The 19643-nt window shown below is 60.5% G+C and carries 22 protein-coding genes; 17 read left to right on the plus strand and 5 right to left on the minus strand.

Going from position 1 to position 19643, the window contains the following annotated elements:
• The first annotated feature begins 5 nt into the window (after positions 1-5).
• The 4 genes from ykgO (at position 6) to nrdE (ending at position 3472) form a co-directional block, all read left to right on the plus strand.
• Positions 6-128 carry a type B 50S ribosomal protein L36 gene (ykgO, locus tag HMPREF2736_RS08390; protein WP_038612879.1) on the plus strand — a complete coding sequence of 41 codons (123 nt, stop codon included), beginning with the start codon at positions 6-8 and terminating at the stop codon, positions 126-128.
• Positions 129-449: 321 nt separating this feature from the next.
• A complete protein-coding gene (gene nrdH / locus HMPREF2736_RS08395; RefSeq protein ID WP_070422598.1) occupies positions 450-680 on the plus strand; it encodes a glutaredoxin-like protein NrdH in 231 nt (76 codons plus the stop codon).
• A 78-nt stretch (positions 681-758) separates the two neighbouring features.
• Positions 759-1295 (plus strand): class Ib ribonucleoside-diphosphate reductase assembly flavoprotein NrdI, encoded by a 537-nt coding sequence (gene nrdI, locus HMPREF2736_RS08400; RefSeq protein ID WP_083279447.1) that lies wholly within the window; start codon positions 759-761, stop codon positions 1293-1295.
• A gap of 11 nt (positions 1296-1306) precedes the next feature.
• Positions 1307-3472, plus strand: a complete 2166-nt coding sequence (nrdE, locus tag HMPREF2736_RS08405; RefSeq protein ID WP_083284793.1) for a class 1b ribonucleoside-diphosphate reductase subunit alpha — start codon at positions 1307-1309, stop codon at positions 3470-3472.
• 58 nt (positions 3473-3530) lie between these two features.
• On the opposite strand, the gene HMPREF2736_RS08410 is transcribed toward nrdE, so the two are convergent.
• Positions 3531-4247 carry a FadR/GntR family transcriptional regulator gene (locus HMPREF2736_RS08410; protein ID WP_070422597.1) on the minus strand — a complete coding sequence of 239 codons (717 nt, stop codon included), beginning with the start codon at positions 4245-4247 and terminating at the stop codon, positions 3531-3533.
• 122 nt (positions 4248-4369) lie between these two features.
• Between HMPREF2736_RS08410 and nrdF the strand changes: the two genes are divergently transcribed.
• From nrdF to HMPREF2736_RS08425, 3 genes are all read left to right on the plus strand, one after another.
• Positions 4370-5359 carry a class 1b ribonucleoside-diphosphate reductase subunit beta gene (gene nrdF / locus HMPREF2736_RS08415; RefSeq protein ID WP_186806827.1) on the plus strand — a complete coding sequence of 330 codons (990 nt, stop codon included), beginning with the start codon at positions 4370-4372 and terminating at the stop codon, positions 5357-5359.
• A gap of 228 nt (positions 5360-5587) precedes the next feature.
• On the plus strand, positions 5588-7288 hold the full coding sequence (gene ctaD / locus HMPREF2736_RS08420) for an aa3-type cytochrome oxidase subunit I (RefSeq protein ID WP_070422595.1): 1701 nt from the start codon (positions 5588-5590) through the stop codon (positions 7286-7288).
• Positions 7289-7379: 91 nt separating this feature from the next.
• Positions 7380-8105: a peptidyl-tRNA hydrolase gene (locus HMPREF2736_RS08425; protein WP_070422594.1), complete on the plus strand. Its 726-nt coding sequence runs from the start codon at positions 7380-7382 to the stop codon at positions 8103-8105.
• Here HMPREF2736_RS08425 and HMPREF2736_RS08430 read toward each other — a convergent pair.
• Together HMPREF2736_RS08430 and HMPREF2736_RS08435 are read right to left on the minus strand one after the other, a co-directional pair.
• The gene (locus HMPREF2736_RS08430; RefSeq protein ID WP_070483525.1) at positions 8095-10053 is read right to left on the minus strand and encodes an ATP-dependent DNA helicase; all 1959 of its coding nucleotides are present in this window, start codon (positions 10051-10053) and stop codon (positions 8095-8097) included. The two genes, HMPREF2736_RS08425 and HMPREF2736_RS08430, sit on opposite strands and share 11 nt — an antisense overlap.
• A 3-nt stretch (positions 10054-10056) precedes the next feature.
• Entirely contained in the window at positions 10057-11382 is a 1326-nt protein-coding gene (locus tag HMPREF2736_RS08435; RefSeq protein ID WP_070422592.1) for a nicotinate phosphoribosyltransferase, read from the minus strand.
• Between the two features lie 94 nt (positions 11383-11476).
• Here HMPREF2736_RS08435 and clpS point away from each other — a divergent pair, with 94 nt between their 5' ends.
• From clpS to HMPREF2736_RS08485, 10 genes are all read left to right on the plus strand, one after another.
• On the plus strand, positions 11477-11776 hold the full coding sequence (gene clpS / locus HMPREF2736_RS08440; protein WP_070422616.1) for an ATP-dependent Clp protease adapter ClpS: 300 nt from the start codon (positions 11477-11479) through the stop codon (positions 11774-11776).
• 9 nt (positions 11777-11785) lie between these two features.
• On the plus strand, positions 11786-12325 hold the full coding sequence (locus tag HMPREF2736_RS08445) for a DUF2017 domain-containing protein (protein WP_070816483.1): 540 nt from the start codon (positions 11786-11788) through the stop codon (positions 12323-12325).
• Between the two features lie 9 nt (positions 12326-12334).
• Complete coding sequence (locus HMPREF2736_RS08450) at positions 12335-13294, plus strand: P1 family peptidase (protein WP_070829381.1); 960 nt, start codon at positions 12335-12337, stop codon at positions 13292-13294.
• A gap of 216 nt (positions 13295-13510) precedes the next feature.
• The gene (locus HMPREF2736_RS08455; RefSeq protein ID WP_070451271.1) at positions 13511-14173 is read left to right on the plus strand and encodes a rhomboid family intramembrane serine protease; all 663 of its coding nucleotides are present in this window, start codon (positions 13511-13513) and stop codon (positions 14171-14173) included.
• Positions 14170-14988 carry a glutamate racemase gene (murI, locus tag HMPREF2736_RS08460; RefSeq protein ID WP_070422589.1) on the plus strand — a complete coding sequence of 273 codons (819 nt, stop codon included), beginning with the start codon at positions 14170-14172 and terminating at the stop codon, positions 14986-14988. The genes HMPREF2736_RS08455 and murI overlap by 4 nt, the downstream gene beginning before the upstream one ends.
• Before the next feature lie 63 nt (positions 14989-15051).
• Complete coding sequence (locus HMPREF2736_RS08465; protein WP_070422588.1) at positions 15052-15819, plus strand: MBL fold metallo-hydrolase; 768 nt, start codon at positions 15052-15054, stop codon at positions 15817-15819.
• Between the two features lie 155 nt (positions 15820-15974).
• The gene (locus tag HMPREF2736_RS08470) at positions 15975-16964 is read left to right on the plus strand and encodes an Abi family protein (protein WP_070829382.1); all 990 of its coding nucleotides are present in this window, start codon (positions 15975-15977) and stop codon (positions 16962-16964) included.
• Positions 16965-17009: 45 nt separating this feature from the next.
• Positions 17010-17738 (plus strand): ribonuclease PH, encoded by a 729-nt coding sequence (gene rph / locus HMPREF2736_RS08475; RefSeq protein WP_070422586.1) that lies wholly within the window; start codon positions 17010-17012, stop codon positions 17736-17738.
• Positions 17732-18331, plus strand: a complete 600-nt coding sequence (rdgB, locus tag HMPREF2736_RS08480) for an RdgB/HAM1 family non-canonical purine NTP pyrophosphatase (protein WP_070422585.1) — start codon at positions 17732-17734, stop codon at positions 18329-18331. The genes rph and rdgB overlap by 7 nt, the downstream gene beginning before the upstream one ends.
• Positions 18332-18353: 22 nt before the next feature.
• Positions 18354-18728, plus strand: a complete 375-nt coding sequence (locus tag HMPREF2736_RS08485) for a hypothetical protein (protein WP_070422584.1) — start codon at positions 18354-18356, stop codon at positions 18726-18728.
• A 44-nt stretch (positions 18729-18772) separates the two neighbouring features.
• Here HMPREF2736_RS08485 and HMPREF2736_RS08490 read toward each other — a convergent pair whose 3' ends face one another.
• Both HMPREF2736_RS08490 and HMPREF2736_RS08495 read right to left on the minus strand, forming a co-directional pair.
• Positions 18773-19144 carry a DUF3817 domain-containing protein gene (locus HMPREF2736_RS08490; protein ID WP_070422583.1) on the minus strand — a complete coding sequence of 124 codons (372 nt, stop codon included), beginning with the start codon at positions 19142-19144 and terminating at the stop codon, positions 18773-18775.
• Positions 19141-19599 carry a hypothetical protein gene (locus tag HMPREF2736_RS08495; RefSeq protein WP_224213568.1) on the minus strand — a complete coding sequence of 153 codons (459 nt, stop codon included), beginning with the start codon at positions 19597-19599 and terminating at the stop codon, positions 19141-19143. Before HMPREF2736_RS08495 ends, HMPREF2736_RS08490 begins: the two co-directional genes overlap by 4 nt.
• Positions 19600-19643 lie beyond the last annotated feature (44 nt).

Here is a 19643-nt window from a genome sequence, read left to right on the forward strand (position 1 = left end):
GCCCGATGAAGGTCCGCAAGTCGCTTCGGTCGCTGAAGAACAAGCCGGGCGCCCAGGTTGTGCGCCGCAACGGCAAGGTTTACGTGATCAACAAGAAGGATCCGCGCTTCAAGGCCCGTCAGGGTTAATTGTCGCGAGCAGGCGCCCCGTCACCGTGTGGTGGCGGGGTTTTTGCGTTCCCAAAAACAGGCGAAGTTCTAGGGCGGGATGAATCTATTTCGAGGAAATTACACCCGTGAAACAACAAAACTGTGTGTTGCGGATGAGCGTGCGGACTACATGTAGGTAATTCTGGGCACCTATCCTGGGAATATCACCCATGTAACTACTACATGTAGTAGCAGTTGCCCTTCTCAGCCCCAAGGTATAGTGTCTCTTGGTGTTGCCCCGCGGAGACGGGGACAGAAGAAAATCTCCCCAAAGAACCCGCAGAGAAGGGACCACAAGCGATGTCGATCACCGTTTACAGCAAGCCGGCGTGCATGCAGTGCAAGGCAACCGAGAAGGCGCTGAAGAAGGCCGGCCTTGAGTACACCACCGTCGACATTTCTGTGGACGAAGAGGCCCGCGATTACGTGATGGCCCTCGGCTATGTTCAGGCTCCGGTGGTTGAGGCTAACGGTGAGCACTGGTCCGGCTTCCGCCCGGAGCGCATCAAGGGTCTGCTCGCAGCGGCTTAAGCGTCGCGCGCATACCGACGCCATGAGGCGTACAACTGGCAGTAGCCTTCTGAAATCTGCACAAGAAAGGTAGTGGCCATGCTGGTCGTCTACTTCTCCTCCGCCACTGAGAACACGAAGCGGTTTGTGGAGAAGCTCGGCCTTCCTGCGAAGCGGATCCCCCTGCGCAGAACCGATCCGGAACTCGTCGTCGACGAGCCATACATCCTCATCTGTCCCACTTACGGAGGTGGGGTGAGCGTGAGTGGTGGTAATTCCAGGCCGGTGCCGGCGCAAGTGATCCGCTTCATGAACAATGAGGGCAATCGCACCTTGATGCGGGGTGTGATTGCCGCCGGAAACTCTAACTTTGGTGCGGATTACTGCCTTGCTGGGCCGGTGATCGCTGACAAGTGTAAGGTCCCGTACTTATACAGGTTTGAGCTCATGGGCTCGGCCGAAGATGTCGCGCATGTGCGCAACCAACTGATTGAAAACGCTGAACGATTGGGTTTGCGTGGGGGACCGGAGGTCGTCGATACGCAAGCGCACGTGCAGCAGGCTCCGGATGAGTCGGAGCGATTGGCAAAACTGCGCGAAAAATACGCCGGTAAATACAAAAGAACTACGAACTGAAAGGCCTCGAAGTGTCTACTCTGCCCCTCGGTAAGAATGTCCCGGAGCCGGCTCATGAAAAGGACCAGCTGGATTACCACGCGTTGAACGCGCTGCTGAATCTTTATGACGAGAACGGTCAGATTCAGTTTGATAAAGACCGTGAGGCTGCGAACCAGTTCTTCCTGCAGCACGTGAACCAGAACACGGTCTACTTCCACGATCTGGAAGAGAAGATCGATTACCTGGTTACGAACAAGTACTACGAGCCGGACACGATTGAGAAGTACGCGTGGGAGTTTATTAAGGACACGTTCAAGCGCGCCTACTCTTACAAGTTCCGCTTCAAGTCGTTCCTCGGCGCGTACAAGTACTACACCTCCTACACGCTGAAGACCTTTGACGGCCGCCGCTACCTGGAGCGTTTCGAGGATCGCGTGGCTATGACGGCGCTGTTCCTCGCCGATGGCAACCAGGATCTTGCATTCGCGCTTGTCGACGAAATCATGACCGGCCGTTTCCAGCCCGCCACCCCAACCTTCCTCAACGCAGGTAAGGCACAGCGCGGCGAACTTGTGTCCTGCTTCCTGCTGCGTATCGAGGACAACATGGAATCCATCGGCCGCGCCATCAACTCCTCGCTGCAGCTGTCCAAGCGTGGCGGCGGTGTGGCGCTGCTGCTGTCGAACATTCGCGAGTCCGGTGCGCCGATTAAACACATTGAGAACCAGTCTTCCGGCGTCATCCCTGTGATGAAGCTTCTGGAGGACGCATTCTCCTACGCCAACCAGCTCGGTGCCCGCCAGGGTGCAGGTGCTGTGTATCTGAACGCGCACCACCCGGACATCATGCGGTTCTTGGACACCAAGCGTGAGAACGCCGACGAGAAGATCCGCATTAAGACGCTGTCGTTGGGCGTTGTCATTCCGGACATCACCTTCGAGCTGGCTAAGCGTAACGACGATATGTACCTGTTCTCCCCGTACGACGTCGAACGCGTCTACGGCGTGCCGTTCGCAGACATTTCTGTGACGGAGAAGTACGAAGAGATGGTCGAGGACCCACGCATCCGCAAGTCCAAGATCAACGCCCGTAACTTTTTCCAGACCCTGGCAGAGATCCAGTTCGAGTCCGGCTACCCGTACATCATGTACGAAGACACCGCGAACCGTGCGAACCCGGTGAAGACCGGCCGCATCAACATGTCCAACCTGTGCTCGGAGATCCTGCAGGTTAACTCTCCGTCGGTGCTGAACGAGGACCTGACTTACGCGGAAGTCGGCCACGACATCTCCTGCAACCTGGGCTCGCTGAATATCGCAATGGCGATGGATTCCGAGGACTTCGGCCGCACGGTCGAAACGGCAATCCGTGCGCTGACAGCCGTGGCGGACAAGACCTCCATCGAGTCGGTGCCGCCGGTGCGCGACGGCAACGAGTCCTCCCACGCCATTGGTCTGGGGCAGATGAACCTGCACGGATACCTCGGCCGCGAGCACATTGAGTACGGCTCCGAGGAAGGCCTGGACTTCACCAACGCCTACTTTGCCGCGGTGATGTACGAGTGCATCCGCGCATCCCACAAGATTGCAGTGGAGAAGGGCAGCGCATTCAAGGACTTTGACAAGTCCGAGTACGCAACCGGTGAGTTCTTCGACCGCTACGATCCGGCTGATTTCGCACCGAAGACTGACAAGGTCAGGGCACTGTTTGAAAAGTCCAACATTGCTGTGCCGACGGCGGAGCAGTGGGCGCAGCTCAAGGCCGACGTGGCGCGTGACGGCATCTACAACCGTTACCTGCAGGCTGTGCCGCCGACCGGTTCGATTTCCTACATCAACAACTCGACCTCGTCGATCCACCCGATCGCATCCAAGATCGAGATCCGTAAGGAAGGCAAGATCGGCCGCGTCTACTACCCGGCGCCGCACATGAACAACGAGAACATCGAATACTTCAAGGACGCGTACGAGATCGGCTACGAAAAGATCATCGATACGTATGCAGTTGCCACGAAGTATGTGGATCAGGGCCTGTCGCTCACCCTGTTCTTCAAGGACACGGTGACCACTCGCGACATCAACCGCGCACAGATCTACGCATGGCGCAAGGGCATTAAGACCCTGTACTACATCCGCCTGCGTCAGATGGCGTTGGAAGGCACCGAGGTCGACGGTTGCGTCTCCTGCATGCTCTAAGCATGCGGGGGCTCGGGGGATAGGGGGTCCCGCCCGTAAAGGGCGGGAGCTGGGGGTTTTAAATCTCCATGAACTCGTTGACACCGCGCAGGAGTCGTCGAGAAGCATCTTCTGCACGATCCGGATCGTTGTTGGCGATCGCGTCAGCGAGCTCGATGTGAATCTTCATGGTGTTCATCTCCGGATCGTCCGGCATGATGCCGTACTCGGAGCGCCCCTTCATCACATCCATGATCGGCTGGGTCAACTGGACAAACATTTCGTTGCGTGACGCGGTAAGCAGCAACGAGTGGAAGCGGGCGTCGGCCTCTTGGAACTCCTCAGAGTTACCGGCGACCTGACCGGCGAGCTCCACGATGCGCTCGGCGAGGGCGCACAGCTCGCGTGCTTCCGCAGGGGTGGCATTCGTCGCGGCGAGGCGCGCGGCGGACGGCTCGATTGCGTCGCGAAGTTCGCGCAGGGAAGTGATTTGGGCGTGCCGTTGTTCGTCGCTACGCAAACGCCAAGAAATGATTTGGTGGTCGAACACATTCCACTCGGACTGGGGGAGCACCTTCAAGCCCACGCGGCGTGACGACGACACCAACCCCAACTGCTCAAGCGCACGCATCGCCTCGCGCGCGACCGTGCGAGAGATACCGAAACGCTCGGACAGATCATGAAGGGTGAACGTGTTGCCTTCCGGCTGGACACCCGAGACGATCTCTTCCCCTAACACATCCAGGATGGACGAGAGTAGGGGTTGCGTGGGTGAGCGCTTGTCGCTCGAAGTCACAGTGCCCTCCTTCAGGCAGCTAATTGTGTGTAATTCGTCAGTATCTTAGGCCATTGAGACGCTCATTCAATGCAATTTCAAGCCCGATTTCTCTTATGGGGGTCTCGGGTAGGATGGTCGCCATGACTGACGAATACGCGAGTTACCTTGAGTCTCACACCAAACCGGTGAAGGCGATTAACTGGAACAATGTGCCCGACGACAAGGATCTCGAGGTTTGGGATCGCTTGACGGGTAATTTCTGGCTGCCGGAGAAGATTCCGGTGTCCAATGACATTCCGAGCTGGAACACGCTGACTGAGGATGAAAAGGCCGCGACCATGCGTGTGTTCACCGGCCTGACGCTCCTGGACACAATCCAGGGCACGGTTGGTGCGGTGTCGTTGCTTCCGGATGCTACGTCGATGCACGAAGAAGCAGTGTTGACCAACATTGCCTTCATGGAGTCGGTGCACGCGAAGTCCTACTCCAACATTTTTATGACGCTTGCGGATACCCCTTCTATTAATGAGGCATTCCGTTGGTCTGAGGAAAACGAGTACCTGCAGCGCAAGGCGAAGATCATCCTGTCCTACTACGAGGGCGATGATCCGCTGAAGCGCAAGGTTGCTTCCGTGATGCTGGAATCGTTCCTGTTCTACTCGGGCTTCTACCTGCCGCTGAACTGGTCGGTGCACTCGAAGCTGACCAACACGGCCGACATTATCCGTCTGATCATTCGCGACGAGGCCGTGCACGGCTACTACATCGGCTACAAGTATCAGCTCGGTGTGCGCAACGAGTCCGAAGAGCGGAAGGAAGAGCTTAAGGATTACGCCTTCGATCTGCTGTACGACCTGTACGAGAATGAGAATCAGTACACCGAGGATATTTACGACCCGCTCGGCTGGACGGAGGACGTGAAGCGCTTCCTTCGCTACAACGCGAATAAGGCGCTGAACAACCTTGGTTATGAGGGTTTGTTCCCGGCGGATGAGACGAAGGTTTCGCCGGCAATTCTGGCGTCGCTGTCGCCGAATGCCGATGAGAACCACGACTTCTTCTCTGGTTCGGGTTCCTCCTACGTTATTGGTCGTGCGGAGGATACCCAGGACGACGACTGGGACTTCTAAGCACTGTTTGCTTGTCGACGACGCCTCGCCACCCGGCGAGGCGTCTCCCATTTGCAGACAACGCAGCAGGGTTGCCTGCATGGGTTCACCCCGCAAGGGGGAACAGTATTCGGAGAGGCTGGAAAAACAGTGTGCAGAACGTTATGCTGATCTGGTATCACTCGTGGCAGCTGTGCGTGATTCGAGGCAATTCGGGTCAAGTGCAGTTGTCGAAATCAGGAGGATTCAATGACCGCTGTGGCACCTAGGCTGGACAATCACGTCCCGCCGACACGCCCCGAGCCGACGGGCCATGCCCGCAAGGGTTCGCAATTTTATAAGCAACTCATCACGACCGACCACAAAGACCTCGGCATCATGTACATCATCATGTCGTTCGTGTGGTTCTTCGTGGCTGGCCTGATGGCCCTGCTGATTCGTCTGGAGCTCTTCAGCCCAGGCCTGCAGTTCCTGTCCAACGAGCAGTTCAACCAGCTGTTCACCATGCACGGCACCGTGATGCTTCTGGCATTCGGTACCCCAATCGTTTGGGGTTTTGCTAACTACGTTCTGCCGCTGCAGATCGGCGCCCCTGATGTGGCCTTCCCGCGTCTGAACGCATTCGGCTTCTGGGTCACCACCGTTGGTGTTATCGCCATGCTGGCCGGCTTCGTTACCCCGGGTGGCGCTGCTGACTTCGGCTGGACGATGTACATGCCGCTGGCTGACGCAACGCACACGCCGTCCGTTTCCGCCAACCTCTGGATTGTCGGTGTAGGCGCTACCGGTGTGGGCACCATTGCTTCCGCCGTGAACATGCTCACCACTGTGCTGACCATGCGTGCGCCGGGTATGACCATGTTCCGTATGCCGGTGTTCACCTGGACGGTGTTTGTTACCTCGATCATCGCGCTGATGATCTTCCCGCTGCTGACCGCAGCTGCAATGGGTGTGCTCTTCGACCGTCTCATCGGCGGCCACATCTACGACACCGCTAACGGCGGCACGATCCTGTGGCAGCACCTGTTCTGGTTCTTCGGCCACCCTGAGGTGTACGTCCTCGCACTGCCGTTCTTCGGCCTGGTGTCCGAGATCGTCCCGGTGTTCTCCCGTAAGCCGATCTTCGGCTACATCGGCCTGGTCTTCGCAACCCTGGCTATTGCAGGTCTGTCCATGGCTGTGTGGGCACACCACATGTTCGCCACCGGCGCTGTCCTGCTTCCGTTCTTCTCGTTCATGACCTTCCTGATTTCGGTTCCGACCGGTGTGAAGTTCTTCAACTGGCTCGGCACCATGTGGAACGGTCACCTGACGTTCGAGACCCCGATGCTGTGGGCAACGGGCTTCCTGTTCACCTTCCTCTTCGGTGGTCTGACCGGCATTATGCTGGCTGCTCCGCCGTTGGACTTCCAGCTGCACGACTCCTACTTCGTGGTTGCGCACTTCCACTACACCCTGTTTGGTACCGTGGTGTTCGCTTCCACCGCTGGCGTGTACTTCTGGTTCCCGAAGATGACCGGCCGCATGCTGGACGAGAAGCTGGGCAAGATTCACTTCTGGCTCGTTGTTATCGGCTTCAACCTGACCTTCATGGTTCAGCACTGGCTGGGCAACATGGGTATGCCGCGTCGTTACGCTGACTACCTCGACACCGATGGCTTCACCCTCCTGAACCAGGTGTCCACTGTTGGCTCCTTCATCCTGGGTATCGGCTTCCTGCCGTTCATCTGGAACGTGTTCAAGTCCTGGCGCTACGGCGAGATCGTCACCGTCGACGATCCGTGGGGCTACGGCAACTCCCTCGAGTGGGCAACCTCCTGCCCGCCGCCGCGCCATAACTTCACCTCCCTGCCGCGTATCCGCTCCGAGCGTCCTGCGTTCGAGCTGCACTACCCGCACATGGTGGAGACCCTGCGTCGTGAGGCCCACACTGGCCACCGCGAGGCATAACACCCCAGCCAAGTAGCAACGGACTACTGGCCTCCTGAACTCAGCCCCCGCTTCGGCGGGGGCTTTGTTGTGCCCACTACCCTGAACCAGGATGAATGCCGAGACAACCGAAATCACAAGCGCATACGAGCTGCTGCGGGAACGCGTCGCAGATGACTACCGCCAACGCAGCGAGGATCCAAACGACCCATCGACAGTGCAGGCGATGCAACTCGCCATCAATCTGCCCAAGCAGGATCCGCCCAGCCGCAACGCGGTGCTTGTTTGCGCCGCCCGCGCCGTCGTCGCCGTATGCCTCGACTCTCGTGCGGGCATCGATGGCTTCTGGCGCGACGGGGTAGAGCAGTGGTATTCACACCGCATCCGTAAGGTTGCCCGGAGGGCACGGAACAAGGCTTGGGATGACGTGCAGGCGTTACCTGGGGTGACAGTGGGATCGGTACGCGCGTTTGTTCCGTCTGCTGTAGGGGATGTGCCACATGCGATAGCCAAGTTGCAGATCAAGGGCACAGAACTCGAGGAGGGCGAAGACCTGCCGCTCGTCGAGGGTGCTCCGTTGATCGCAGTGGACAGTTCGCTTGCGATGTCCGCGGGCAAGGCGGCCGCACAGGTAGGACACGCCTCAATGTTGCTTGCTGCGGCGCAGGACCTCGAGTGGGTGCTGGACTGGGCCGAGCAGGGGTTCCCGCTAAACGTGCGTGAAGTGTCTGCTGATCAGTTCCGTGAGTACTGCGATCGGCCAGGTGCGGTCGCGGTGCGAGACGCGGGCTACACGGAGGTCGCGCCCGGTTCCACCACCGTGGTGGCTATCCCTTAGCCACCAACCTCTTCAACGCGCCGCGAACGACCTCGGGGTCGGTGGTATCCCAGAAGGCGGGGAGGCTGCGGCGGATAAACGAGCCGTAGCGCTTCGTCACTAAGCGATTGTCCAGCACTGCCACGACCCCGCGGTCATTGACGGAGCGCAGCAAGCGGCCGGCACCTTGCGCCATGAGCAGCGCCGCGTGGGTGGCGGAGACCTCCATGAAGCCCGACCGGCCGGCGGCATCGGCGGCGTTCGCTCGGGCCTGCAACAGGGGATCGTCGGGGCGGGGGAAGGGGATGCGATCGATGATGACCAGCGAGCACGAGCTCCCTGGAACGTCGACGCCCTGCCACAACGTCAGTGTGCCGAACAGACATGAGTTCTCTGACTTGGCAAAACTATCAACCAGTACACCGGTGGAGTCCTCGCCCTGCAACAAGATGTCGAAGGGGAGGCGGGCCCGCATGGCTTCGGCGGCCTGTTCGGCGGCTCGTCGAGAAGAAAACAGTGCCAGGGTGCGGCCACCGGCGGCGGTGATAAGGTCCGCGATCTCATCGAGCGTTTCCTTCGCAAGCCCATCGCGGCCCGGGGTGGGCAGGTGCTTCGCGGTGTAGAGGATGCCCGACTTGGCGGGGTCGAACGGGGTGCCAGCGTCGAGCGAGTCCCAGGTGCCCTTCGGCAAGCCCCAGGCGCTGGCCATGGCGTTGAAGTTGCCGCCGACCGTCAACGTGGCAGAGGTAAGCACCACGGTGCGCTCCCCGAAAAGCCGTTCGTGGAGCAGCCCCGCGACCGACAGGGGCGCGACGGAGACGGAATCGCCGTGGCGGTCGGAGCGGGTGAGCCACACAACGTCGGTGTGCTTGGCCGGATCCGGCTCGTCGAACACACCGAGGATGCGCACGATCGCGTCGTGGAGATCCTCCAAGTGGTTGGTCAGGTTGCCACGCTCCGCAAACTTCTCCGGATCGTTCTGGGCCTCACCCTCGGGCGGTTCGCCGATGGACTGGCGGGTCTTCCACAACGCGTCGCGCAGAGCGACAAAACCACCACGTGCCGGGTCGGAAATGGTTTCCCACCGGCCGGGGGCTTCGAGGTCGATGGCGGCAGTGAAGTCGTCGATAACGTCCTCGAGTGTTTCGCGTTTCGCGCCAAGCTTGTCGGCACGGCGAGCTGCCATGGCGAGTGCGCGTGCGGAAATCTCCGCGGTAGCGACCGAGGTGATGCGTCCGTCGAGTTCGTGGGCCTCGTCGATAATCACAGCATCGTGCTGGGGGAGCACGTCCACATCGGCGAGGGCATCGATAGCCAGTAGTGCGTGGTTGGTGACCACGATGTCCACGTCCTTGGTGCGCTCCCGGGCGATCTCCGCGAAGCAGTCCTGGCCGTGCGGACAACGCGTCGCCCCCAAGCACTCACGGGAGGTCACCGAAACTTGGCGCCACGCCTGATCTGGCACACCAGGAACCAGATCGTCGCGGTCACCGGTCGGGGTGTCCTGTGCCCACTCGGCGACGCGCTTGACGTGTTTGCCCAGCCAGGTCAGATCCTCTTCCTCGATGAGGGTGTCGCTGGGGTCCTCCGCAAGCACCTTGTGCAAACAGACGTAGTTGTTACGGCCCTTTTGGATGGCAAAGGTTGGTCGCTGGGGCAGGAGAGGCTCAAGCGCGTCGGCAAGGCGCGGCAGGTCACGGTCGACCAGTTGGCGCTGCAGCGCGATCGTCGCAGTGGAGACCACAACGGTTGTGTCGTGCATCTGTGCATAACGGAGCGCAGGAACCAGGTACGCCAGGGACTTACCCGTACCAGTGCCTGCCTGAACGGCAAGGTGACGTTCGGAATCCAACGCACGAGTGACCGCGTCGGCCATCTTGACCTGGCCAGGCCGGCGCGAGCCGCCGAGCGACTCGACGGCAGCCGAAAGCAACTCACCTGTGCTGTGCGAAAGCGGTTCGTCTGCCACGGCCTACTCGGTGGGCTCCGGAAACCCGATAAAACGGGTCGGGATGGCAACCTCGCCGCGCGACAGAGCGAGGCCCTCCCAGGGCAGGGTGGTGCGTGCTTCGGCGTGCAGCTTTCGGCTGTCCTCGATGCTTGGCTGGTTGTCCAGGACCTCACCGTCGCGGATCATCGGCACGGTCAGCTCGCGGTAGTCCAGGTTCGGCTTGCGGGGGATTTCGGCGCCCATCGGGTGGATAATCTCGCCCACCGCAACGCCGGAGGAGCGGTACGCGCGAAGCGCAGACTTGCCGCCGCCGTAGGTGACCTTGCCGGAAGAACGCTTGGCCACGGGGTGGCCTTCGACCTCGACGAGCTTGTAGACCAGGCCAGCCGTAGGCGCGCCGGAGCCTGTCACCACAGAGGTGCCGACGCCGAAGCCATCGACTGGGTCGCCGCGCAGACCTGCGATGGCGAACTCATCCAAGTCGGAGGAGACGATGATCTTGGTGTTGAACGCACCTGCCTCGTCGAGTTGCTTGCGCACGCGGCGTGAGACGATGCCGAGATCACCAGAATCGATACGCACCGCGCCGAGTTCGGTGCCAGCAACCTCGAGCGCGTTGTCCACGCCCTTGGTGATGTCAAAGGTATCCACCAGCAGCGTGGTGTCCTTACCTAGGGACTTAATCTGGCCGGCAAAGGCGGCCTTTTCATCGGGCTGGCCGTTCTCGTCGACATGCAGCAGCGTCCACGAGTGGGCGGCAGTACCGGACGCCGGGATGCCGTGGCGTAGCGACGCCTCCATGTTGGAAGTTGCGTCAAAACCCGCGATGTAGGTCGCACGTGCAGCCGAAACGGCAGCCTCTTCGTGGGTACGGCGCGAACCCATCTCGATAATCGGCCGGCCGTCTGCCGCGGAGACCATACGCGACGCGGCGGAGGCAATCGCGGAGTCGGCATTCAGGATGGACAGGATGACAGTTTCCAAGATGACGCACTCGGCGAACGTGCCGCGCACCGTCATGATTGGGGAGTACGGGAAGTACAGATCGCCCTCCCGGTAGCCGTCCACCTGGCCGGAGAAGCGGAAGTTGCGGAGATATTCGCGTGCTGCATCGGAAAGGAAATCGGCGGTTGCGATCTGCTCTTCGGTGAAGCGGAAGCGGGTAATTGCGTCGAGGGCACGCGCGGTACCTGCGACGACGCCGTAGCGGCGCTCGTTGGGCATGCGGCGGCCAAAGACTTCGAAAACACACTCGCGTTCGGCTGTGCCATCTTGGATGGCGGCGTCGAGCATGGTGAGCTCGTACATGTCGGTTAAAAACGCGGTAGAGGGCAGCGGTTGGTTCATGGTGTGCAAGCGTACCCTCCCGTCCCCTCCCGTCCGACGGGGTAAGGTGGTTCACATGTTTGCTTCAGCTCGCAACGCTGCCGAACCGGCGCATATGAGTTCGCCGATGGCGACCCCGGAGCTCGACGAGGCCGTCGATGTCGAGGTGGCCACGAGCGAGAACCTGCCATGGTTGTGCATTGTGTGGGACGACCCGGTGAACCTGATGAGTTATGTCACCTATGTGTTCCAGACGGTGCTGGGCTACGACCGCAAGCGCGCCCAGGAGCTGATGATGCAGGTCCACACTGAGGGCAAGGCTGTGGTCTCTTCTGGCGAGAAGGACAAGGTAGAAACCGACGTGAAGAAACTGCATACCGCCGGTCTGTGGGCGACGATGCAGCAGGCAGGGTAGGGGAGACGAATGCAGCCTTGGCGTAAGAAGAAGGGGTTGATGCGTTCAACCCCGAAGTACACGACCACGTTTGATCCGATGGAGCGTGAGGTCATTGGAGATCTCACGGCGACGGTGTCGGAGGCGTTGATTGCACGTGCGCAGTCGGCTCCGAAGGATGAGTTCGCGGAGATGATGGGGGTTTCCACCGGGCACACGGAGGCGCCACAGGATCCGAAGTTGGCTCGTTTGTTGCCCGACTTTGAGCGTGAGGGCGACGAGGAGTTCGAGGGCGACAACGGTTTGTTGCGCAGCTTGCATGAAAACGACATCATTCGTGCGAAGTTGATCAATCTGCAGGTGGTCAACGAGGCGCTCGGCCCCACTGGTGGCGTTGAGGTCACCATCGAGGAAGAAGACGCGCACAAGTTCATCGCTGCGGTCAACGACATGCGCCTCTACATTGCCGCTGACACTTCGGGTGGCGAGGGCGCTCAGCAGGAGCGCGCGATGCTCGTGGAGTGGCTCGCGTACTGTCAGGATTCTTTGCTCGACGCATTGATGGGCTAGCTCGAGCGCATGCGTATCGACGACCCCTTGGCCCGCATCGGCCACATCTCACTCGCGGACACTGGCGTGACCGCGATCCTTGCACCGCACGAGGCAGGCATGGTCGCGGCAGTGGATGTGCGTGGCGGTGGCCCCGGTACACGTGAGACTGACCTGCTCGAACCCCACAACACCGTTGAGCGGGTTCACGCGATCATGCTCTGTGGCGGCTCCGCGTTTGGACTTGCGGCCGCCGATGGAGCGATGGCCGAGCTGGAACGCCGCGGTTGGGGCTTTCCGGTGTTCGGCGAAGACATGCCGGGCCCCCGGGTGCCGATCGTGCCTGCGGCGGTGATCTTCGACCTTGTCGTCGGCGACCCGGCGCACCGCCCCACTGCGGCCGATGGTGCAGCCGCGATCACCGCCGCCTTCGACGGTGGTGCAGGAGCGACCGGCAGTGTCGGTGCTGGTGGTGGCGCAACCGCTGGCGTGCTGCGGGGTGGGTTTGGCCAGGCCACGGTGAGCACGATGAGCACGGACGGCTACACGGTTGAGGCGTATGTGGTTGCCAATCCGGTTGGGATGGTCGTCGATAAGCACACTGGGCTCCTCTACGGCGATGGCGCGAAACCCGCGGTGGACCTGGAGCGGTTTAACGCGCTTGAGCGCCCCACACCGAAACTGAACACCACGATCGGTGTGATTGCCACGGATGCGCCGCTCACAAAGCCACAACTCAAGCGCGTGGCAATGACCGGGCACGACGGCATCGCGCGAGCCATTCGCCCCGCGCACTCGCCACTCGACGGCGACACGTTGTTCGCAGTGTCCACCGCTCAACCTGGTGCGCAGCCGGTCAGCGATGTTGAAGCTTTCGGACGCATCGGAGAAGCCGGCGCCCAAGCAGTGCAGGCTGCAATCGTGGACGCTGTAGTAAACGCAACCGGTGACTTTGGTATCACCGCCTGGCGCGACATCGCACGCGCCTAGCGCAGGCAGCTAAGCTGCACCACGATGAACAATAACAACCACCACACCCCTGAAGGCTGGGGCTACGGACGCACCGAACAGCCCGGCTACGGCAAGCCGTTCCAGCGTCCGTTCTCCCACCCAGAGACCCAACCGCCCGCGTTCGGCGGCATGCCTGCGCCGGGTGTGCCACACAACCCCTATGCCAACCAGCGTCAGCCGTACGGCCAGCCGGGCATGGGGTTGCAGGGACAGGGTTACCCGGCGAGCAGGTCGCTCAAACGCAGACAGCAGCGCAAATCCGGGCTGCGCTTTGCAGGTGGCTTCCTGGCCCTGATTTGGGCTGTGTTTATTCTCCAGCTCTTCTTCCCGTGGCTGCAGGGCTTTGGCATACACCCGCTGGACATCAACGGTCTGCCGATGATTTTCACCTCGCCGCTGCTGCACGCGAATCTGGAACACATCATTTCCAACTCGCTGCCGGGTGCGCTGTTTGCCTACCTCATCGGTTACTCCGGCAAGCGCGTGTTTTGGGAGGTGACAACGTTCGTTCTGCTCATCGGCGGACTCGGCACCTGGGTGTTCGGCGGTATTGGCACGAACCACATTGGCGCATCCGGCCTGGTGTATGGCTGGTTGGCGTACCTGTTGGTGCGTGGCTTTTTCAACCGCTCGATTGGTCAGATTCTTACCGGCTTAATCCTCGGCTTCTTCTACTCCGGTTTGATTTGGGGTGTGCTGCCGGGCACTGAGGGTGTCAGTTGGCAGGCGCACCTCTTCGGCGCGATCGGTGGCATTGTCGCCGGCATGATCATCACGTCTGACGATCCGCCGGAGCTCGCCGCGAAAAAGCATGCGAAGAAGCAGGCGAAGGCTGCGGAAAAGCAGGCGCGCAGGTGAGTAACCAGGTAAGCAACCAGGTAAGTAACAACGCGCCGATTGGGTTGTTCGACTCCGGTGTCGGCGGGCTGACCGTGGCGCGTGCGGTGATGGATCAGTTGCCGGGCGAATCCTTGATTTATATCGGCGATACCGCCAATAGCCCGTACGGTCCGCAGCCGATCGCGGATGTGCGCGCTCATTCGCAGCGCATTGCTGACGATCTGGTGGAACGTGGCTGCAAGATGCTTGTCATTGCGTGTAACACCGCCACCGCCGCGTTTCTTCATGATGCCCGCGAGCGCTACAGCATCCCTGTCCTCGAAGTGATCCAGCCTGCAGTACGCCGTGCGATGGCGACCACCCGAAACAACAAGATCGGCGTCATTGGCACCGAAGGCACCGTCACCTCTGGTGCGTATCAAGACTTCTTCGCGGTCAACCCGAATGTGGATGTCACCGCTGTTGCCTGCCCTGATTTCGTCCCCCTCGTGGAGCAGGGCGTGACCTCCGGCAAGCATGTGCTCGAGGTCGCCCGCGGCTATGTGGAGCCGCTGCGCGAAGCAGGCGTGGACACGCTTGTGCTCGGCTGTACGCACTATCCGCTGCTTTCCGGCGTGATCCAGCTTGCCGTTGGCGATGATGTCACGCTCGTGTCCTCTGCGGAGGAAACCTCGAAGGATGTGTTGCGCGTGCTCACGGAGAGCGATTTGCTTAGCGACGACACCACCGCCCCAATCCGCATCTTCGAATCCACCGGAGATCCTGGCACATTCGATGAGCTCGCCCGCCGATTCCTCGGCCCTCAGGTGCATGCGGTGGGCAACAGACTGTAAAACTCGCCGTGCGCTTCGGCGATCCAGTGTGAAATTAGGGCGCATTCATGGCACAGTGTTTCCATGAAGTTGACCATCCTTGGGTGCTCCGGAAGCCTTGCCGCGCCGGGGAACCCCGCCTCCTCCTACGTCATTTCGGTGCCGGGTGAAACCGATGTGGTGATGGACTTTGGTCCGGGAGCGCTCGCCGCGATGCAGGAACGGTTCGATCCTGCTGCGGCCCACGTGATCTTCAGCCACCTGCACGCTGATCATTGCTCGGATTTCCCGTCGCTGTTGGTGTGGCGCCGATACCATCCGGAGGCACCTGCGCAGCAGCGCCACCGCCTCATCGGGCCTTCGTATGCGGTTGAGCACTTTGGCCGCATGAGCGCCGATGGTCCGGATGATGTCGACGATTGCACCGACACATTCGAGTTCACCACCTGGCGTACCCGCGAGCCGGAGACGTTGAGCGGTCTGACGGTCACGCCGTTTGAAGTGGTCCACCCGGCCCAGGAGTCGCATGCGCTGCGCGTGGAGGACGCGCACGGCAAGGTGCTGACGTTCTCGGGCGACTCGAGCTACACGCCGTCGCTTATCGACGCCGCCCGTGGCGCCGACCTGTTCCTCTGCGAAGCAGCCTGGGGTGCGTCGTCGGAAGGCAAAGCCGAAGGCATGCACATGTCTGGCAAGGAGGCGGGACGCCTCGCCCGCGAAGCCGGGGTGAAGACGCTGGTGCTGGTGCACATTCAACCGTGGACTGACCCGCACAGTGTGCTTGAGGCAGCCCGTACTGAGTTTGATGGCGAGATTCTGCTGGGGCAGGCCGGCGCCGTCTACGAGGTGTAAGGGTCGGGCCTTACTGCGTTACCCCTTTTAAGGGGTGGAAGGTGACCTAGGGGGTCGCGTGCGCTAAATTAGCCACCACAACGACCGGTTCCGCTAGGCTACATCTTGAGTAGTCAGTCCAGGGCCGGTTTTCAAAATCTTGGGGGTAGGGGATCGTGGTATCCACGAAACCGTTTCAGAACTATGAAGACTTGCTCACGCTATTGGGCGAACGGGGGATGCGAATTGCAGATCTTGCGTCTGCGGAAGAGTCGCTGCGAAACATCGGATATTACCGTTTGAGCGGATACTGGTACCCGTTTAGAGAGCCATTCCCGAATCAACAAAAACTTCACGGATACGAACTCACACGCAAGAATGAATTCCGTGAGGGAACGAATTTCGACGACATCATTCGACTCATGAGGTTCGATACCCGATTGCGTAAGGCAGCCTTGAGTGCGTTGGAGCCCGTGGAGATTTGGCTCCGTAACGCCATTGCACACGCGATTGGTAGCGTGCACCCGCTGCTTCATCTTCATCTTGACGACCCGTCAATGCTTGACCTGCAGATGCAGCCTCCCATTAAGGAACCGAACCAGGTAGAGCGGTATGCAAAGTGGTTGGACCGCTTTGACGCATCTATTGGTTACTCCAAAGAGGATTTCGTACACCACTACCGGGATCGCAACGAAGATCTTCCAATTTGGGCTGCAGTGCAGACCTTCGAATGGGGAACGCTGCACAATCTGCTTCCAAAGTGGATGCGCGAGCAGATCGCTGCTGATACCGGGCTCACGTTCAAAGAGCTCGGGTCATGGCAGCGATCACTGGCTTATTTGCGAAATACGTGTGCACATTACTCGAGGCTGTATAACCGTGTCGACGATGCACCGCTTGTGCCAAGAAAACCAAGTTCCACACTCAACTGGATTCGGGCGTATCCGGAATCGTTGCGAGACCGGACATTCTTCAAATTGTCCATGTTGCAGTACCTGCACGGTGTGATCGAAGGAGAGCCACATTTCGGGCTCACCAAAGTTGCTCACGAATTCCTGATGGACAATTTCTCGGGACACGATCTTTCGACGCACTCACACTCGTTGCCCATCCTCACCGCAATGGGGTGCCCTCCGAACGTGATTAATAAATCGCCTTGGGTCTAGTTGGCTTGCAGGGACGCGACGCCCGCCTGCGTTACGCTTGGGGCTATGACTGATTTTTCGCGTTTTGACGGTCGCGCCGTCGACGAGCTTCGCCCTGTCCGTATCACCCGCGGTTTTACTTCGAACCCTGCTGGCAGCGTGCTGGTGGAGTTCGGTAACACCCGCGTGATGTGCACCGCTTCGGTGGAGGAGGGCGTTCCCCGTTTTAAGAAGGATTCCGGCGAAGGCTGGCTGACCGCCGAGTACTCCATGCTTCCTTCCGCGACGCACGAGCGTATGCCGCGTGAATCGATGCGTGGCAAGGTAAAGGGCCGCACGCACGAGATTTCGCGCCTGGTGGGTCGTTCCCTGCGCGCTGCGGTGGATCTTTCTGAACTCGGTGAGAACACCATCCAGCTCGACTGCGACGTGCTCCAGGCCGACGGTGGTACCCGTACCGCGTCGATCACTGGCGCGTACGTGGCACTTGCGGACGCGATCGCTGTGCTCAAGGAGCGCGGCGTGGTGCCGGGTGAGCCGCTGCTGAAGCCGGTAGCGGCGATCTCTGCTGGCATCATCGACGGCCACGTCTGCCTTGACCTGCCGTACGAGGAGGACTCCCGCGCGGAGGTGGACCTCAACGTGGTGATGCAGGAGGGTGGCAACTTCGTCGAGATCCAGGGCACCGGCGAGCACGGCCTGTTCGGCCGCGAGCAGCTCGGCGAGATGCTCGACGTGGCAGCCAAGGGTTGCGAAGAGCTCTTCGCAGCCCAGAAGGCGGCGCTGGGATGGTAAAAGTCCTCGTCGCTTCCCGTAACCCGGGCAAGGTCCGCGAACTCGACCAGGTGCTGCGCGAGCTGGCCATCGGGGGAGTGGAGCTAGTGTCGCTTGATCAGGCCCCCGCGTACCCCGACCCCGTCGAGGACGGCCTGTCCTTTGAGGAAAACGCCGTACTGAAGGCCCGGGTAGGTGCTGCCGCGACTGGTCTTCCGTGCGTCGCTGACGACTCCGGCCTAAGCGTCGAAGCCCTCAACGGCATGCCGGGCATCCTGTCCGCTCGCTGGTCCGGTAACCACGGCGACGACGCTGGCAACAACGCCCTGCTGCTCAAGCAGATGGAAGACATCAACCAGCGCCGCGCAGCGTTTGTGTCCTGCTGCGCGCTTGCCACCCCAGAAGGCGATGTACACGTCGCAGAAGGGCGTTGGGAAGGCGAACTGCTTCGCGAGCCCCGCGGCGACAACGGTTTCGGCTACGACCCGCTCTTCGCGCCGGATGACGCGCCGGGGCGTTCCTCGGCGGAACTGACCTCGGAGGAGAAGAACGCACGGTCCCACAGGGGCAAGGCGTTGCGGGAGTTGGCAAAGCACATCGCAGCGCTGGAGTGACGAAAATCGTTACAGTGGCGGTATGAAGAAAACAATCGCATTCGCAGCAACTGTTCTCGCCTCCAGCGCTCTTTTGACCGCTTGTGGGCAGGACGGTGACTTCGACGGCACCTGGTCGGGCGACGTCACCGCAACCCAGGAGGGGACCGGCGGTGGTCGGGCCACTGTGACCATTGACGGTAAGGATTGCTCCTGGGAGCTGACCGAAACCGACGGTGAGACTAACGAAGCGAACTGCCTGCGCGACGATAAAGAGTTCAAGCTGGAAGATCCGCTGACGCACCAGGATCTGGAGTACGACGCTGAGCGTGCAGGCGACACGTTGACACTGTCGCCGCAAAACGATCAAGCGGAGAAGGTCGGCGTCATGGTGCTAACAAAAACCGACGACGAATAAGTTTCGCCGCCGGTTTCATCCCCCGAAGTTCCAGTTCGCCGACGTTAGGCGAGCTGGAACTTTTCTTTAACTTCCTTGCGGCGCTTCTCTTCCACAAAGAAGGACATAAACGGCACAACGCCGGAGATAGCTGTTGCCACCCAGGTGCCGCCGGACCAGCGAGCCTTTGAGCCGAGGTTCAGCGACGTCATCAAAAACGCGACAAACGCAAAGCCGTGCACGCGCGCAACCCAGGACAGGTAGTCGACGTTCATGTCGAAGCCGTACTGCATGATCATGCGGGCAATCAGCAGAAGCAACAGGACACCGGTGATCCACGCCGCGATGGAGAACCACAGCAGAGCCTGCTTAACGCGGCGCTGGCGCTCCGGGTGGATGCGCTCTGGCTGTGCTGCTGGCTGAGTTTGCTCGGTCATGCGTGTTCACCTTTACCTTCCGGGTGGGTTTCGCGGCGCGGTGCCACAAGTTTGTTGTATTCGTCGACGTCGATCTCCGGACGTGCGGGCAGGAAGTCCTCGTCGATTTCCGTGACGGGCTTGTGCTTGCCGTAGCGGGCGAGATCGGCCTCGTACAGGTCATCCATGGTCAGCCCTGCGTTCTCGGCGTCAATCTTGTCGTTCTCCATGCGCATACCTACGCGGTAGGCGTAGATGAAGAACAGTGCGAAGCATGGCCACTGCAGGGCGTAGCCCAGGTTCTGGAGAGTGCCGGTGCCGGATTGGTAGCGTTCCCACTGCCACCGGGCGAGCAGCAGGCACGTCACTGCGGCTGCGATGAGGAGCAGGATGTGCCACCATCGCACGCGGAGACGCTCACGCTGCGGAATCGGGGTGGTCCCGTCCGCGTCCGTGTGTTCCAACTTTTCGCTCACGAGTGGTGATCTTACCCGGTAAAACCATGGTGCCAAACTAAAGT

Source organism: Corynebacterium sp. HMSC036E10 (genome assembly GCF_001836265.1).
Classification (GTDB): domain Bacteria; phylum Actinomycetota; class Actinomycetes; order Mycobacteriales; family Mycobacteriaceae; genus Corynebacterium; species Corynebacterium coyleae.

Excerpts from the sequence above, each read along its gene's own strand:
- HMPREF2736_RS08465 (WP_070422588.1), top strand. The coding sequence starts at position 15,052 with ATGAAGTTGACCATCCTTGGGTGCTCCGGAAGCCTTGCCGCGCCGGGG.
- rdgB (WP_070422585.1), top strand. The coding sequence starts at position 17,732 with ATGGTAAAAGTCCTCGTCGCTTCCCGTAACCCGGGCAAGGTCCGCGAA.
- nrdF (WP_186806827.1), top strand. The coding sequence starts at position 4,370 with ATGACTGACGAATACGCGAGTTACCTTGAGTCTCACACCAAACCGGTG.
- HMPREF2736_RS08455 (WP_070451271.1), top strand. The coding sequence starts at position 13,511 with ATGGGGTTGCAGGGACAGGGTTACCCGGCGAGCAGGTCGCTCAAACGC.
- HMPREF2736_RS08450 (WP_070829381.1), top strand. The coding sequence starts at position 12,335 with ATGCGTATCGACGACCCCTTGGCCCGCATCGGCCACATCTCACTCGCG.
- nrdI (WP_083279447.1), top strand. The coding sequence starts at position 759 with ATGCTGGTCGTCTACTTCTCCTCCGCCACTGAGAACACGAAGCGGTTT.
- rph (WP_070422586.1), top strand. The coding sequence starts at position 17,010 with ATGACTGATTTTTCGCGTTTTGACGGTCGCGCCGTCGACGAGCTTCGC.
- HMPREF2736_RS08425 (WP_070422594.1), top strand. The coding sequence starts at position 7,380 with ATGAATGCCGAGACAACCGAAATCACAAGCGCATACGAGCTGCTGCGG.
- clpS (WP_070422616.1), top strand. The coding sequence starts at position 11,477 with ATGAGTTCGCCGATGGCGACCCCGGAGCTCGACGAGGCCGTCGATGTC.
- nrdH (WP_070422598.1), top strand. The coding sequence starts at position 450 with ATGTCGATCACCGTTTACAGCAAGCCGGCGTGCATGCAGTGCAAGGCA.
- HMPREF2736_RS08445 (WP_070816483.1), top strand. The coding sequence starts at position 11,786 with ATGCAGCCTTGGCGTAAGAAGAAGGGGTTGATGCGTTCAACCCCGAAG.
- HMPREF2736_RS08485 (WP_070422584.1), top strand. The coding sequence starts at position 18,354 with ATGAAGAAAACAATCGCATTCGCAGCAACTGTTCTCGCCTCCAGCGCT.
- HMPREF2736_RS08490 (WP_070422583.1), bottom strand. The coding sequence starts at position 19,144 with ATGACCGAGCAAACTCAGCCAGCAGCACAGCCAGAGCGCATCCACCCG.
- HMPREF2736_RS08435 (WP_070422592.1), bottom strand. The coding sequence starts at position 11,382 with ATGAACCAACCGCTGCCCTCTACCGCGTTTTTAACCGACATGTACGAG.
- ctaD (WP_070422595.1), top strand. The coding sequence starts at position 5,588 with ATGACCGCTGTGGCACCTAGGCTGGACAATCACGTCCCGCCGACACGC.
- ykgO (WP_038612879.1), top strand. The coding sequence starts at position 6 with ATGAAGGTCCGCAAGTCGCTTCGGTCGCTGAAGAACAAGCCGGGCGCC.